Origin of the sequence: Calothrix sp. PCC 7507 (assembly GCF_000316575.1) — a bacterium.
Classification (GTDB): domain Bacteria; phylum Cyanobacteriota; class Cyanobacteriia; order Cyanobacteriales; family Nostocaceae; genus Fortiea.
On the sequence record NC_019682.1, the window covers coordinates 634,620 to 649,569 of the forward strand.

Sequence of the window (14,950 nt, forward strand, 5' to 3'; positions counted from 1 at the left end):
TCATTTGGCATTTGGCATTTGGCATTTGGCATTTGGCATTTGTCATTTGGCATTTGTCATTTGGCATTTGTCATTTGGCATTTGGCATTTGTCATTTGTCATTTGTCATTGGTTATTCTCCCCCTGCTCCCTGCTCCCTGCTCCCAGTCCCCAGTCCCCAGTCCCCAGTCCCCAATCCCCAATCCCTTTTTTGTTGAATTTTAAATTTTTTACATTGTGGTGGGTACTCTGACTTATAAGGGTATAGCAATAAGTACAGGACTGCCACTTATGTCTAAAAAATATCAACTTTGTCAGTGGTTTAGCGGTTGCACTAAGGCTGCACTATTTTGCTCGTCGGCATTTTTGGTATTGGCTGCACCGATGATGATTGATGACTCAGGAAGCAAGCTGCTAGCACAAACTCCGATTTCGCAAGATTTGGAAGCAGCTAGTTTTTACCAGCAGGGTGTCACACGCTACAATCGTCAAGATTTGGCAGGTGCAGAATCTGCTTTTCGTGCGGCGTTGCAGCGAGACTCTAAGCTGGGGATGGCGAGAAATTATCTAGGTAATATTTTCTTGCAACAAAATCGCTTAGATGCCGCAGTGCAAGAATATGCAGAAGCTGTGAGGGTGAATCCTTCTTCTGGCGAGGCTTATTATAACTTAGGGTTAGCTTTGCAGCGACAAGGACAGAAAGAAACGGCAATTACTGCTTATCGTCGCAGTTTGGTGATTAATCCGACGGCAGCAGTTTACTACAACCTGGGATTGGCACTATACGAACAGGGACAGTTACAGGAAGCGATCGCAGTATACCAACAAGCAATTAATCTGGATAGCAACAATGCTAATGCTTATTTTAACTTAGCGATCGCCCTGCAAGACCAAGGTCAAATACAAGAAGCGATCGCTAATTATCGGCAAGTCTTACAAAGAGATCCTAAAAATGACACAGCTTACAACAATATAGGAAGTTTGATGGCTATTCAAGGTCAAGCTTCTGAAGCAATTTCTGCTTACCAACAAGCTATTGACCAAAATCCTAAAAATGCTTCAGCTTACTATAACTTAGGAGTCACTCTCTATAAACAAGGCGACATCAAAACAGCCAGTGACGCATTGAATCGCGCACGCAGCGAGTACACTCAGCAAGGGAACATTGAGCAAGTCCAGAAAGCCGAACAACTAATACAGCAAATTGCTCAAAAAGCACGCCAACAAACCCAACCTCAAACATCTAATTCTGCTCAGACTCCAAACCAACCAGAAGTTCCCACAGAAACGTTAGTCGATTCTAGTAGTGTGCCAATTTCGATTGAACAACAGCCATATACAATACCAGCAATACAAGCTAATCCTTAAATCAGTTAACAGTGAACAGTGAACAGTTATCAGTTAACAGTTACTTGTACTGAGCGTAGTCGAAGTATCAGTTATCAGTAACTGTTCATTGTTAAATTGGCAAGCGATTAATATCTTTATTACACCCAATAACTACCATCGCTGAACCACGTTCTAAGCGCTTATTTGGCTCAGGATTAATTTGAAATTTACCGCCTTGACTCACTGCGAGTAAGTTGACACCATAGCGGTTACGAAGTTGCAGATCAGTAATAGTTTTACCATGAAATTCATCAGGTACAATTACTTCTACAATACTGTTATCTGGGTCGAGATCAAATCGTTCTAGGATTGATGGTTTGGTGAGTGTGCGTGCTAAGGCACAACCCGCCTCATATTCAGGAAAGACAACATGATCTGCTCCTACTCGCTTTAACAGCTTGTAGTGAACTTCACTAGAGGCTTTGGCAACTACATGAGGTACACCACCTTCTTTGACATTCAAAGTGGTAATGATACTTTCTTGAACGTAGTTGCCAATTGCCACAATTACTGTATCAAATTCAAATATTCCCGCCTCTTTTAATGCGGCTGGCTCTGTCGAATCTAGTTGCAAAGCATGACCAACTATCTGCTCTGTCAATGCTTCTGATACTCGCTTCTCATCGATATCTGTTGCTAGCACTTCATAGCCTAATTTATGGAGCGTAGAACAGACAGAACGACCAAATCGACCTAAACCAATTACAGCAAATTGGTGGTTATCTTTACGTAAACTGCGAAAAAAACTTAATGATGATAAATTCACGATTGTTATCCTTATTAGCGCTCCCTGAAACTTCAGATTTCAGACTTTAAATCATCCTACAAGTAAATTTTCTTCAGGATAGTGAATTCTGCTGGGACGAGGGTCTCCCAATATAGCTGACATCAGAAGTAAAACACCAACTCGTCCCAGATACATTGTGGCAATTAAGATTAGCTTTGCTGCTACCGATACACTGCCTGTGATGCCTGTAGAAAGACCAACTGTAGCAAATGCTGATACTACTTCAAATAGGATTTGAATAAAATCCAGTTTTGGGTCTGTAAGGGCAATTAAAGTTGTTGCTATAATCACGGTAGCTACGGAACCAACTAACACACCGACAGCTTTTAAAATCAAAGATATTGCTATTTTGCGGTCATACAATAAAACTTCTTCTTTACCTTGAAGAATTGCTTTAGTACAGCTTGTCAGTACTCGCAAAGTTGTGGTTTTAATACCGCCTCCTGTACCACCTGGACTTGCACCAATAAACATCAGGGCAATCATAATGAATAAACCTGCAGTTGTCATTTTGCCTATATCAATGGTGTTAAATCCAGCAGTTCTGGGAGTAACTGATTGAAACCAAGCTACTAATAATTGATTTTGAAAGTTGAGTCCACCAAATGTTTGTGGGTTTCTGATTTCTATGCAGAGAAAGGCGATTGTTCCTAGTGCTAATAATATCAGAGTTGTGCTAATAGCAACTTTAAAGTCTAAAGAAAATACTTGGCTACCTGTTTTTTTTAAGAGGCGATCGCGCATCCAGAGATACATTTCCAAAATTACTTGATAACCGATACCACCAAATATTATCAGTCCTGTGATGGTGAATACCACTAAACCAGATGACTGATAACCAATCAGATTATCTTTAAATAAACTAAATCCAGCATTATTCCAAGCATTTATGCTATGAAAAATTGCCAACCATAATCCTTGACTCCAACCATAATCAGGCACAAAAGCTATCAAGAGTAAAAATACTCCAGTAATTTCAAAAATTAGCGTAGTGGCAATAATTGAGCGAATGACTTGGGTGCTACCACTCATTCCTGGTCTGTCTAAAGACTGTTGAATGGCTATTTTTTGTCGCATATCAAATTTACGCCCAATTAGCAAAATCAAAAAGGTGGTGCTGGTCATGTAACCCAACCCCCCAATCTGAGCTAATAGCGCAATAAATAACTGACCCCAGAAGGAAAAATAAGTACCTGGATCAACTACCGATAAACCAGTTACGCAAACTGCAGATGTTGAAGTGAATAACGCCACAATTAGGTTATTCCAAGTACCACTACTAGTTGAAAAAGGCATCATTAGTAGGATAGTTCCCACGGCAATGACAGCCAAAAACCCTAAACAAACTGTGCGAGAAACCGTCATGTCAAGGTAAAGTTTATAAATTTATTCAGGGAAGATAAACTGGGTTTGCCCTCCCTGAAAGGGAAAATACCCTAATTTAATTAAAAACACACATGGTAGCCTACCAGTATGTTTATCTAAAATTTTGTCCTTTTTTTAGACTGCTTTCTTCATGAGCACAACACTTTACCAGCAAATTCAGCAATTTTACGATGCTTCCTCTGGTCTGTGGGAACAGGTTTGGGGTGAACACATGCATCACGGCTATTACGGTCCAAATGGTACGCACAAAATAGACCGTCGTCAGGCTCAGATTGATTTAATTGAGGAATTGCTCAGATGGGCAAAGGTGGAAACGGCAGAGAATATCCTGGATGTGGGTTGTGGTATTGGTGGGAGTTCTCTGTACCTAGCAGAAAAGTTTCATGCTAGAGCCACAGGTATCACTTTAAGTCCTGTACAAGCCGCTAGAGCCACAGAACGCGCTCAAGCCGCTAATTTGAGTCATAGAAGTCAGTTTCTGGTCGCTGATGCTCAAGCAACGCCCTTTGCTGATGATTCTTTTGATTTGGTATGGTCGCTAGAAAGTGGTGAACACATGCCAGATAAAACTAAGTTCCTAGAGGAGTGCTACCGGGTATTAAAACCTGGTGGCAAATTAATTATGGTGACTTGGTGTCATCGACCGACGGATGTGTCACCACTGACGGCGGATGAGCAGAAGCATTTGCAGGAAATTTATCGGGTGTATTGTTTGCCTTATGTAATTTCTCTACCAGAATATACAGCGATCGCTCGTCAACTTCCATTACAAAATATCCGTACTGCTGATTGGTCGGCTGCTGTCGCCCCATTTTGGGATGTGGTGATTGATTCGGCGTTGACTCCCCAGGCAATTTGGGGGCTACTCAGTTCCGGTTGGACGACGATTCAAGGGGCGCTGGCGCTGGGATTGATGCGTCGGGGTTATGAGCGGGGATTGATTAGATTTGGGTTGTTGTGTGGAAATAAGTGAAAGGGACTGGGGATTGCACTTCGACTACGCTCAGTGAACAGGGACTGGGGAAAGATGATTGAATTTGTATAACAAGGCGCAGAGAGGGGTGAGAATGAATCAGTTTTCTGAGCAAGGGCAAAGGTCTTCTGGCGTTGGGGGTGGCTGGCTGGATGCTATGTGGAGATTTTCTCGTCCACATACGATTATTGGCACTAGTTTGAGTGTGTTGGCTTTATATTTAATTGCTGTTGCTGTTGGCAATGGTAACTATTCTGTATTTTCAGTTTTGGGCGCTTGGATTGCTTGTTTGTGTGGCAATGTTTATATTGTGGGTTTGAATCAACTAGAAGATGTTGAGATCGACAAGATTAATAAGCCTTACTTACCGATTGCATCAGGGGAGTTTTCTCAGAGACAAGGGCAATTAATTGTTGCTGTTACTGGTATTTTGGCGCTGGTTATAGCGGCGTTAACTGGGCCATTTTTGTTGGGGATGGTGGTGATTAGTTTGGTGATTGGGACTGCATATTCTTTGCCACCTATTCGTTTGAAGCGGTTTCCTTTTTGGGCGGCTTTGTGTATTTTTTCGGTGCGGGGGACTATTGTTAATTTGGGTCTATTTTTGCATTTCAGTGGGCGATCGCTAGAAAATTTGGCGATTCCACCTACTGTGTGGGTGCTGACGGTGTTTATTGTGGTGTTTACCTTTGCGATCGCTATCTTTAAGGATATCCCCGATATGGAAGGCGATCTTCGTTACAATATCACTACTTTCACCATCCAACTCGGCTCACAAGCAGTCTTTAATCTCGCACTTTGGGTAATCACGCTCTGCTATTTGGGAATGATTTTAGTTGGTATCACCCATCTGGCATCAGTTAACCCACTCTTCTTGGTCATTAGTCATCTAGTAGTGCTGGTTTGGATGTGGTTACAAAGTTGGGCGGTAGACTTAGAAGATAAAAATGCGATCGCTCAATTTTACCAATTCATCTGGAAACTGTTTTTCATTGAATATCTAATCTTCCCCATTTCCTGTCTTTTGGCTTAAAATAATGCTAGAAACCTTGTCAATAACTGACATTTTTGCCATTGCTGTAGTAGTTTCCAGTATTGCCTTGCTCATTTATTTTGCTGGAAAAACATTGATTACCTCAAAATTCTTTGAAACAGGTGTTAATCTTTATCAGCAGCAAGATTATCAAGGTGCAGAGACAGCATTCCGCAAAGTAATTTCCTTAAACTCTACTAATGATGTAGTGCGCTTAATGTTGGGAGATGTTTTAAACCAGCAAGGCAAAAAAGAAGAAGCAAAAGAATGGTTTGATGAAGTGATTCGCCGCAGTCCAAAAAACCCTCAAGGTTACTTACGACTGGCAAATTTCCTGATGCAGCAAAATCAGCTAGAAGCAGCTAAGACTAACCTACAACAAGCTCAGGGTTTATTACAAAAACAGCGCCAACCTGAAAAAGCTGCACAAATCAACCAGCTTTTAGACAAGATGAGCGCTAAATCAAGTTAATTCCAGAAGACTGGTGAGTAAGTTTTTTTAACGTCGCAAGAAATCAATATTTAATTCTAGCTTCTCTCCCAACCACAGGGAATTATCTGTGTGATCTGCTACGTCGTTACCTGTTTCCGGGTGGACGAGAATTACTAACCCTTCACGATTGAGCATCAACCAAGGGACGACTTTGTCAAATTGATTTGGCAAAAAAGCCACTTGATACATCGCTTTGGGGTGGGGGCCCACAGGCTGATCATGCCAGCGTCCTAGCCGCACGTCAAATTTAGTGTCTAATCCTTCTCGTATACGGGTAGCGGCTTCACGACTCATAGGGTCGAAGTAAACATGAGCGTGAAAACCAGTAATCTTGATGATATCTTTTTCCACAATTCTGATCTCCTAAAAACTTTGCTACTACTGTTGTGAATACGATTTCACTTGACAAATAAGCATAAGAGACAGTTAGCTTTATTTATGTTGCCCTACTTATATTTTTACCTCTTAAGGTTGAGGAACGGTGAGATTTGTTTCCATCTAGAGAGCGATAAACTCTAGTGATATATACAGTTAACTAGATAGCAGATGAACAGAAGAAATTCTTCATCACCAGAGAGTTGTGTACTTGTTTTTCGTGGTTAGGTTAAGAGCGTGTGTCAAGTGTGGGGAGCAATAATCTACAGATGCGTACAGTTGCCAGCAATTAGTACGTGTAGCCAATAGTCGGGGTGGATTAGCCTAAACTTGCAAATGGCAAGTGGGAGCCAAAGCAAAAAGTAAACCTTGGTTTGAATATTCGATCCAAGGTTTATTTTTGATAACTGTTAAATGTTCACTGATTTAATTGTCAGTATTAACCGGAGAAATCCTATGCCAAAAGAAAAAACCTTACAACCACCCCAGCAACAGAAACCACCAGGTATGGAATCAGAAATGAATCCAAAACCAAAAGCAGACGATGCTAATTATCGTGGTAGTGGCAAACTTCAAGATAAAGTAGCAATAATTACGGGTGGAGATAGTGGTATTGGTCGTGCTATAGCAATAGCATTTGCTAAAGAAGGTGCAGATGTGGCTATAGTTTATCTCCAGGAACACGATGACGCCAAAGAAACTCAAGAGGGAGTGGAAAACCAAGGACGTCGGGCGCTTACCATCGCAGGTGATATTACTGATGAAACCTTTTGTCAACAAATTGTCCAAAAAACAGTAGATGAGTTTGGTAAACTTGATATTCTCATCAATAACGCCGCTGAACAACATCCACAAAAGAGTATTGAAGATATCAGCAAAGAGCAATTAGAGCGCACTTTCCGCACCAATATTTTCTCAATGTTTTACTTAACTAAAGCGGCAATTAAACACTTGCACCCAGGAAGTGCAATTATCAATACCACATCAGTAACAGCTTATAAAGGTAATCCACAACTACTTGATTACTCTTCCACAAAAGGTGCGATCGTCGCTTTTACTCGTTCCTTATCACAAAATTTAGTCGAAAAGGGAATTCGTGTTAATGCTGTGGCACCAGGGCCAATTTGGACACCTTTAATCACCTCTACTTTCCCAGAAGAAAAAGTTGCCACTTTCGGTCAACAAGTACCAATGAAAAGACCTGGACAACCTGAAGAAGTTGCACCCAGCTATGTATTTTTAGCCTCGGATGATGCTTCTTATATATCTGGTCAAGTGTTACATCCTAATGGGGGAGAAGTAATCAATGGCTAATTCTTGAACATTAAGGAAATTCAGAATTTTAAATTTCTCTCTCCATATCTCTATCCTGCATCATCCATTGGAGAGATCAGGAGAGAGTGAATAATTGATATTATATCTAACAAAGAACACGACATAAATTGAAACTACACTTATGGTATCTCCAACACAATTGCATGGCACAGAACTAGTAGATTGTGCTAGAGCAAATGCCAAGCAAGGAATTGAAACTGCTGCTTATCAATGTGGCTATGGTGATGATCTCAACAGATTTACAGGAGAATTAAAGAAAGCTTGTGAGCAAATGAATTTACAAGTTAAAGAACTAAGTGAACTGATTACTTACCAAGACATGATACTAGAGCTAGGTACTGGCGAAATTATCGCTCCAGATACAGCCTCAGAACTTTAAATTGCCCGTCAATCAATTTTGGATTTTGGATTTTAGATTGTCAGAGAGCTACTGTAAGTAAGTGGGTACAATAAAAGCAAAGTATGCGAAGAAAAGCAAACAAGGCTCAAACCCTTCTACCTATTGCCTTATCCCAGCAACAATTATTTACGCCGAGTTACTTATAAGCTTCTGCTCATTCCATCTGTTGCATTCTTTTTTTAAATTGGTATCAGAATTAAGAGAGTATGACTCTTGACTCTTGCCTGTTGACCAATCAAAATACTGTGTAAATTAATTGATTTTGACGCGTAAACTCACAGAGCCAGGTTGACCGCTGGGAACATTGCCTAACTTGACGATTACTGTACCATTAGGATTTCTGCGATTCTCGCAGACATTGCTTTCAGCTACTTGTTCCAAGGATGTCAAAGGTGAAAAATATCTCCCTTGATCTGCACCAGCACCAGACCCCGCTATAGAAATGCTGTTGGGTACATAACTTGTTCCTGTAGGAATCAGGTCACACAAGTTAAAATTCTCCAACGCTTGTTGTCCGAGGAAGTAAATTGTGTACTGCACATCATCGCCGCTTTGTAAAGGGTTTGTGTCAGGAATTGAAGTTAATCCTACAGGTCTCAGTCCCGCCTGGTTAATAGCACTAGCGTCAGTATCAGCAATCACGTCAGAGAAAGATAAACCACTGATAGGAACTCCACCTCTAGTTGCACTCGTGATCCGCTTGACTAGGGTCAAACCTCCATTACTGCTTAATGGTTCACATTTATTGAGAGCGATCGCTGTCAAGCCAAAATCATCCCCAGCAATATCATTAGCCTGATCAATAATCGTTAAAGTCGTTGAATTTTGACCTGCCTCTGTAGTAAAAGCAAACTGCACTGGAATCCATTGTTGTCTTGTGCTGACTGTAATAGGAGCGCCAGAGATAGAACTCCCAGTAGAAGATCCGATCCTCAAAACAATGATTGGAGAAGCACCGGGTACGGTTAGAAGATTATAAAAATAGGCAATAAAATTGTAAGTTGTATTTGGTTGTAATCCTGTAACCGTCTGACTCCAAATAATGGGATTGCCAGGTGTAATGGCAGAAGTCCCATCTGCCCTGACATTAGGGTTTGAGTAAAGATAAGTGTTGGAGGCTGGTACACCATTTGCCGGATCTCCCGGAAAAGGCCGACCAGCAACAAAGTTTGCAGTATAGTCTACAGAACCACTTTGGATAGAAAGCCCCCCACCTGCACCATCATCAGGGTAAAGTCCATCACCTCGATAAGGTAAATCACTGGTAAACCTTAGAATGGGCGGTACAGGAGCAGGTCCAGTGGCAACACCTAGACCCGTTCCAGCATTAGTAGCAAAATTTCCGTTAACAATGAAATTAGTTGTTCCGATTCTTGTACCAGCAGGACACCCGTTACCATCTCGATCAATTATTTGAGCTTGAGCAGCCTGTGGTAGATATCCGATCCCAGACATCACAAAGGGCACAGTTAACAATGCATGGGATAAACGAATTCTTAAAGTTAAAAGCTGATTCGCTATGGCAATTTTTGGTGGTGAAACAATTTCCACTCTGGTAGTGCAACTAGACCGCATGGAACCCAGGGTTAAGTTAGGGGAATATTTAAAACGTCCTTTCATTAGTTATTTGATTTGAGACAGGTTTTAAAGTTTAAACAGATACCATTTAAGGATCTACCCCAACAGCAGAGGTGCTGTAAAGCAGCATAAAAGCTACCGACGCGCTAGAGATTGTCGCAAAAGGTTAATTAGTTGACGTTGGGAAGAATCAGACACCAAAGACTCACGCTGCTGAGGGGGAGAAGGCTTCTGCAAACCAAAACCACCCAAAAGCTCATTCAACTTCAAAGAAATATTCAGATAAAAACCCCCAGCAGAACGATAACCAGAAAAATCGCGGTCATCCACACCGCCAAAACCATAACCCAAACCCACCCGCAAATCCGGAGTCAAATAATAACCCCCCTCCAGCGCCAAACCCAACTCCTGATAATCAGTCCCCCCATTAGAAACCTGACCAATCCAGCGACCCTCAACAGCCAAATCAGTCCGATAACCCAACCTGTAAGTCGCCCGCAACTGCGCCAAATTCACCGACGCATCATATCTATCCCCAGCCAAAAAAGTCACCCCATTCCGCAGCGCATACTTACCATAAAACTCCCAGCGCCAAGAAGGAGCATAAATCGCCTCCGCCGAAAACACGCTTCCAGTGGCTGTCGCACCAGACAACTGCGCCTCCGGAATCGAATCAAAATTTTGCCGCCACTCATACTTCAACAGCGCATTCAACCTATCATCATTCGGGTCACGATAAGCCAAACCAATCTTCAGATTCGCCGTATCCCCCAACTGCTGAAACCGCACCCCAGACACATCCAAACTACTCGTCGGCAAAAACACATTCGCCTCCCCCGCCTGTTGATAACGCACCAACGCCGTCAGCGCCCTAGACACCTTCCCCGCAGCCGAAGCCGTAATCACCAAATTATTCCCCTCATCCCCATCCCGATACTCAAACCTAGTACTCGCCTGAAAATTCGGATTATCCGTATACTCCAACCCCAAACTATAAACCGCACCCGAAAATAGCCCCAAAGTTGAAGCCGTTTGTCCCACCGCATAATACTGCCCAAACTGCGACCCCTGAGCCGTCCCATTAAAAATATTCTTAAACACATACTCATACCCCACATTCACCCGCAAACCCGGCGCCACCGCCCAACGATGACTCAGTCCCACCGCCCCCTGACCCTGTAAACCATTAAACGCCGACAGCACCGCATAGCGACCAGTCAAACTCGTATCCTCCGACAACTTCCTGTCCAAAATCGTCTCCAACGTCGTCAGCGAATTCCCCGGCACCAAACTACTATCATCAAAAAACTGGTGCGCCAGGCGCAACTTCACACCCGGATAAGCCTGCCAATCCAAGCCCAAGGTCGTGCGATTCGGATACAACGGGTCACTCCCACCCAAATTCAACTCATTTTGCCCCTGAAACGTCAACGACTTGGTAATCGGCAACTTCAGCCGCGACACCAACTGTGACGCCTCCCCACTCAAACTATTACTCACACGGTCTGACCGCGCCCGATTCACATACTCCAAACTCACATCCGCTAGACCCAATTGCTGCAAAATCCCCGCCCGAAAAGTCTTGAGCGTATTATTCACCGTCTGTCCGGGACGGGTTTGGGGTTGGGGGTCAAATAAGTCAAAAAAGTCTGTCACCCCAGTCGCACTTGTGCCATAATTCTCTTCCTGGTCGTATGCTACACTCACACTCGTCGTCGGCGTCACCTTCGCCAATAACGACGCTCCATAACGAGTTTGTCCTGGGGCAAAACTGACTGTAGAATTATTGGCGAAATTTGGTTCGACTGCCCGATAGTAAGCTTGGGTGACCAGATTCCTCCCCAAATTGCCCACCGCTTCTAAGCGATATGCCGAACCGTTGACATTGAAGCCGTTGAGCAAACCACTATTCGACCGGGCATATTCCCCGACTATTTGACTGCCATTTCCTAAGGAAACGAGGAAGTCTGCACCAAATAACCGCCAATCTTGCGCGCCTTGGTCTTCTAAGAGGTAGGATGCACCCACAAAGGATTTACTAGCTAAATCGTTGGTGAGGTTGTATTGTAGTCTGCCGCCGTATAGTTGGGAATCTTGTCCACCTTCGTTTTGGTAGGTGACGACTATCCTTCTAGTTAAGGTGGCACCGAAGGGATTGAGTTCGGTGGCGAGGATGGGACGCCGAAATAAGAGTGTGCCCCGGTCGTAATCTATTTCGTAATCGCTACCACGAAATAATTGTTGTCTGGCGAGGACTGTGCCGGGACGGTTGATTTCTTCTGACTCTAAGTAGACGGTTTCACTCCCGGCGACTAATAGTCTTTTGGAGAGGAAGTAGTTGCCGCTGACGCCGTTGGGGACGATGGTATCTCGTTGGAAACCTTCGATGTTGTTGGCGTAGAGTCCGGTGACTTGTAGTTGTCCGAAGTTGTAGTTGGCTTTGAAGCCGTGTAGCTGGCGGGCGGTGGCGGTATATAGTTGGGAGGTGCGGTTGAATTCTTTGGTGTCGTAGTCTCCCCACATCAGGTAATCTGGCTCGGCGCCGGGAACTTTTGAACTACGCTCGAACCGGGCATAGACGCTATCGATGGAGGGGGCTGTGGCTATGGAGGTGGAACTGTCTCCGTAGACGGGATATTGTTGTTCGCAGAATTGCACGCCGCCAAATAGCCGATTTCGCTGTTCGCAATCTTGGTTGAGGGGGCGCTGGCTGTTGTATGCGCCTGTGAATAACCAGTCGCCGACTTTGCCTGTGGCGAAGACTTGGGCGCTGAAGTCTACTTGTGTGCCGCCGAGTCGGTCGGGGTCTAGGTAGTCGCGGTAGCTTCCCCAGTAGTTTGTGCCCCGCGGTCCGATTCTCAGGTTGATGATGCCTGTGGTGAGTGAGGGACGGAGGTAGGTGGTGAATTCGATTTGGGTGTAGGCTTCTATGGGGTTCTCACTCAATTTGTCCCTGAGTGAGGTGTCTGTGGATTGGGGGAATGCTTCGTTGATGGGTGTGATGTTTTGCTCTAGGGCTGCCCGGATGCGTACTTGTTGGGGTTTGATGTCTGATTGGAGTGTGGCGCTGAATTCGCCGCCTTTGACGAGGATTTGAAAGCCGCCTTGGTCTTTGTTGTAGTCGGCGCCGATGAATTTGCCGGCGCTGGTGGTGAGGGTGATGATTTGGTCTTCGAGGATGGGTTGACTGTTTTGGTCGGTGATTTGTCCTGTGAGTTTGATGGTGGAACGTCCGTCTGCTGCGACTTTTGGGTCGGCTTGGGGGGCGATTTCGATGCGGATTTGGTTTGGGGTGGGGATGCTGGGGCTGGGGCTGTTGTTTTGGGCTATTTTCTCGGTCAAGAATCCCCATTCCCCCTGATCCCCAGCGGGGACCCCGAGTTCCCCAGTCAAGAGTCCCTCTTGGGGGTCTTCTGCCTGGGATGTGTTGATGTTGGGGAAGTTTTCTGGGGTGCTGGCAAGGCTGGGTGAGATGAGGCTGAGGAATGTGGGGAGGATGCCGATGCTGCTTTTGCTGAGCCAGTTGCTGGTTTTTTGTTGGGGTTTGTGGGTTGTCATCGCTGTTCTCCGGCGAAGGCTGGTGTGACTCCAAAGTTGATGCGGACCATGCTGCTTGGTGCTAGTTTCACCATGCGTGAGAGGCTGTTTTTTTCGATGAAGTGTTTGTTGGGTGCGAGTGCGTACCCTGGGAGGCTGGTGAGGTCTAGTGTGGCGGCTCGATATCCGGCGATGACGTTGCTTAGGGAGTAGAGTCCGTTGCTGTCGGTGACGATGCGGTTGCCGTCGTCCATGTAGATGACGGCGTTGGGGATGCCTGGTTCGTTGGTTTGTTGTTCGCCGTCGAAGTTTTTGTCGATGAATACTCGCCCGATTAATGTGCCGCAGTCTGAGATGATTCCTGGTCTGATTCTTAATATGTGGCTGGCTTGGTTGCTGATGAGTCCGCTGGCTTGGGCTTGTGCGAGGTTTCTCCCTGTGCCTCTGATGGCGTCTGGTGTGATTTCGGCGGCGTATTCTATGTTGAGGGTTTGGTTTGGTTGTAGTTCGATGCTGGGGTTGGGGGTGATGGTGATTGTTTGGTTGGCTCTGCTGCTATTGAGTTCTATTTTTGTGTTGTTGAGTGTGCCTGTGAGTGATTTATTAATCAGTCTGATTCCCAGGGGTAGTCTGTCTGTGATGCTGAGGTTTCTGGCTACTGCTGTGCCTCTGTTGCTGATTGCTAGTCGGTATACTACTGTGTCTCCTGGTTCTGCTGCTGCTCTGTCTCCGGTTTTGATTATTTCTAGGGCTGCTTGTGTTGCTGTTAGTCTGACTGTGTTTGAGTTGCTTGGTGCTATCCCGTTTGCTCCTCCCCTTGCTGTGTTGCTGATTGCGCTTGTTTGCGCTTTGCTTACTCCGCTATTATAAGTAAATATACTTAGAAATGTGAGCGTAAAAAAGAGTTCCTTACGCCTCATCCAGGAGAAAGTAAATGTCATTGGCAGGCATCAAGAAATAGTAGAGGTTTTTATTAGTATTTGATTAGGTTTTTGTAAAAAACCTAGCTTTTTTGTAAAGTTTTCAAGTTTTTTTGCTGCTCAAAGCATGGTATCACCAAAAAACCACTGGTATTTGTATAAACAACTTGATACAGATGCTTTTTTACGAAATTTTGATAAAACTACATTTTTTGAGGAATACTTTTACAAAATCTTTAATTCATTGAGAACTATACCAATTAAAATAAGAGCCGAGAGGCATTTAGTGAAAATCAGACAGCAAGTAACTTGACTATTGATTCAAAACTCATAACTTTAAAATTACCCGCGCCAAATTGTAATAAATCAAAACGCCGACTATGTCAACTGTTGTGGTGATCAGCGAGGCTGAGATCACGGCTGGATCTATAGTGAAGTAAACGAAATAAAAACGGCAGTGCAGAATTGGATATGGAAGCTAATACCGAAATAGCTACCAGGCGGCTACCTAGTGCGATCGCACTTCTAACTTTCCTTTCGACACCCACCCCAACCATAAATAGCGGGGATTCTAAGCTTCCACGAGTCGGCTTACTTGGAGGAGGACACTCATGTGGACGGCTTCGCCGAATTGAACGAAGTGTCCGTTGGATTTCTCCAGCCAGGCAGAGAGGTCGTTTGCAAGAAATCTCCTTAGCACTCTTCCGTCACTTTCATGAGAGTGACAAAAGAGTGCTAAGGAATTTTGACCTTTGACTAAAAACG

General features: G+C 44.2%; 13 protein-coding genes and 1 pseudogene. 7 read left to right on the forward strand and 7 right to left on the reverse strand.

The window, feature by feature from the left end:
* The first annotated feature begins 270 nt into the window (after nt 1-270).
* Nucleotides 271-1,347, forward strand: a complete 1,077-nt coding sequence (locus CAL7507_RS02845) for a tetratricopeptide repeat protein (RefSeq protein ID WP_015126912.1) — start codon at nt 271-273, stop codon at nt 1,345-1,347.
* Nucleotides 1,348-1,438: 91 nt separating this feature from the next.
* Here CAL7507_RS02845 and CAL7507_RS02850 read toward each other — a convergent pair whose 3' ends face one another.
* Together CAL7507_RS02850 and CAL7507_RS02855 are read right to left on the reverse strand one after the other, a co-directional pair.
* Nucleotides 1,439-2,134 carry a TrkA family potassium uptake protein gene (locus CAL7507_RS02850; protein ID WP_015126913.1) on the reverse strand — a complete coding sequence of 232 codons (696 nt, stop codon included), beginning with the start codon at nt 2,132-2,134 and terminating at the stop codon, nt 1,439-1,441.
* A 51-nt stretch (nt 2,135-2,185) separates the two neighbouring features.
* Nucleotides 2,186-3,520, reverse strand: coding sequence for a TrkH family potassium uptake protein (locus CAL7507_RS02855; RefSeq protein ID WP_015126914.1), 1,335 nt, complete (start codon nt 3,518-3,520; stop codon nt 2,186-2,188).
* Between the two features lie 151 nt (nt 3,521-3,671).
* Here CAL7507_RS02855 and CAL7507_RS02860 point away from each other — a divergent pair, with 151 nt between their 5' ends.
* The 3 genes from CAL7507_RS02860 (at nt 3,672) to CAL7507_RS02870 (ending at nt 6,019) form a co-directional block, all read left to right on the forward strand.
* Nucleotides 3,672-4,514 carry a methyltransferase domain-containing protein gene (locus CAL7507_RS02860; RefSeq protein WP_015126915.1) on the forward strand — a complete coding sequence of 281 codons (843 nt, stop codon included), beginning with the start codon at nt 3,672-3,674 and terminating at the stop codon, nt 4,512-4,514.
* Nucleotides 4,515-4,608: 94 nt separating this feature from the next.
* Nucleotides 4,609-5,547, forward strand: coding sequence for a homogentisate phytyltransferase (locus CAL7507_RS02865; protein WP_015126916.1), 939 nt, complete (start codon nt 4,609-4,611; stop codon nt 5,545-5,547).
* A gap of 4 nt (nt 5,548-5,551) precedes the next feature.
* Entirely contained in the window at nt 5,552-6,019 is a 468-nt protein-coding gene (locus CAL7507_RS02870; protein WP_015126917.1) for a M48 family metallopeptidase, read from the forward strand.
* A gap of 27 nt (nt 6,020-6,046) precedes the next feature.
* Here CAL7507_RS02870 and CAL7507_RS02875 read toward each other — a convergent pair whose 3' ends face one another.
* Complete coding sequence (locus CAL7507_RS02875; RefSeq protein ID WP_015126918.1) at nt 6,047-6,391, reverse strand: DOPA 4,5-dioxygenase family protein; 345 nt, start codon at nt 6,389-6,391, stop codon at nt 6,047-6,049.
* A gap of 480 nt (nt 6,392-6,871) precedes the next feature.
* Between CAL7507_RS02875 and CAL7507_RS02880 the strand changes: the two genes are divergently transcribed.
* Both CAL7507_RS02880 and CAL7507_RS02885 read left to right on the forward strand, forming a co-directional pair.
* Complete coding sequence (locus CAL7507_RS02880) at nt 6,872-7,729, forward strand: SDR family oxidoreductase (RefSeq protein ID WP_015126919.1); 858 nt, start codon at nt 6,872-6,874, stop codon at nt 7,727-7,729.
* Between the two features lie 142 nt (nt 7,730-7,871).
* Nucleotides 7,872-8,129 (forward strand): hypothetical protein, encoded by a 258-nt coding sequence (locus tag CAL7507_RS02885; RefSeq protein WP_015126920.1) that lies wholly within the window; start codon nt 7,872-7,874, stop codon nt 8,127-8,129.
* A gap of 273 nt (nt 8,130-8,402) precedes the next feature.
* Here the strand turns inward: CAL7507_RS02885 and CAL7507_RS30045 are convergent, their stop codons facing one another.
* From CAL7507_RS30045 to CAL7507_RS32920, 4 genes and pseudogenes are all read right to left on the reverse strand, one after another.
* Nucleotides 8,403-9,770: a hypothetical protein gene (locus CAL7507_RS30045; RefSeq protein WP_015126921.1), complete on the reverse strand. Its 1,368-nt coding sequence runs from the start codon at nt 9,768-9,770 to the stop codon at nt 8,403-8,405.
* 93 nt (nt 9,771-9,863) lie between these two features.
* Nucleotides 9,864-13,286, reverse strand: a complete 3,423-nt coding sequence (locus tag CAL7507_RS02895) for a hypothetical protein (RefSeq protein ID WP_015126922.1) — start codon at nt 13,284-13,286, stop codon at nt 9,864-9,866.
* A complete protein-coding gene (locus CAL7507_RS02900; protein WP_015126923.1) occupies nt 13,283-14,206 on the reverse strand; it encodes a DUF11 domain-containing protein in 924 nt (307 codons plus the stop codon). The genes CAL7507_RS02895 and CAL7507_RS02900 overlap by 4 nt, the downstream gene beginning before the upstream one ends.
* 307 nt (nt 14,207-14,513) lie before the next feature.
* Nucleotides 14,514-14,709 (reverse strand): annotated as a pseudogene (locus CAL7507_RS32920) (magnesium transporter); the annotation flags it as partial.
* Here CAL7507_RS32920 and CAL7507_RS32175 point away from each other — a divergent pair.
* Complete coding sequence (locus CAL7507_RS32175) at nt 14,657-14,941, forward strand: hypothetical protein (protein ID WP_160166304.1); 285 nt, start codon at nt 14,657-14,659, stop codon at nt 14,939-14,941. The pseudogene CAL7507_RS32920 and the gene CAL7507_RS32175 sit on opposite strands and share 53 nt — an antisense overlap.
* Nucleotides 14,942-14,950: the final 9 nt, after the last annotated feature.

Excerpts from the sequence above, each read along its gene's own strand:
- CAL7507_RS02880 (WP_015126919.1), top strand. The coding sequence starts at position 6,872 with ATGCCAAAAGAAAAAACCTTACAACCACCCCAGCAACAGAAACCACCA.
- CAL7507_RS02870 (WP_015126917.1), top strand. The coding sequence starts at position 5,552 with ATGCTAGAAACCTTGTCAATAACTGACATTTTTGCCATTGCTGTAGTA.
- CAL7507_RS02885 (WP_015126920.1), top strand. The coding sequence starts at position 7,872 with ATGGTATCTCCAACACAATTGCATGGCACAGAACTAGTAGATTGTGCT.
- CAL7507_RS02865 (WP_015126916.1), top strand. The coding sequence starts at position 4,609 with ATGAATCAGTTTTCTGAGCAAGGGCAAAGGTCTTCTGGCGTTGGGGGT.
- CAL7507_RS02855 (WP_015126914.1), bottom strand. The coding sequence starts at position 3,520 with ATGACGGTTTCTCGCACAGTTTGTTTAGGGTTTTTGGCTGTCATTGCC.
- CAL7507_RS02895 (WP_015126922.1), bottom strand. The coding sequence starts at position 13,286 with ATGACAACCCACAAACCCCAACAAAAAACCAGCAACTGGCTCAGCAAA.
- CAL7507_RS02860 (WP_015126915.1), top strand. The coding sequence starts at position 3,672 with ATGAGCACAACACTTTACCAGCAAATTCAGCAATTTTACGATGCTTCC.
- CAL7507_RS30045 (WP_015126921.1), bottom strand. The coding sequence starts at position 9,770 with ATGAAAGGACGTTTTAAATATTCCCCTAACTTAACCCTGGGTTCCATG.
- CAL7507_RS02900 (WP_015126923.1), bottom strand. The coding sequence starts at position 14,206 with ATGACATTTACTTTCTCCTGGATGAGGCGTAAGGAACTCTTTTTTACG.
- CAL7507_RS32175 (WP_160166304.1), top strand. The coding sequence starts at position 14,657 with ATGGAAGCTAATACCGAAATAGCTACCAGGCGGCTACCTAGTGCGATC.
- CAL7507_RS02845 (WP_015126912.1), top strand. The coding sequence starts at position 271 with ATGTCTAAAAAATATCAACTTTGTCAGTGGTTTAGCGGTTGCACTAAG.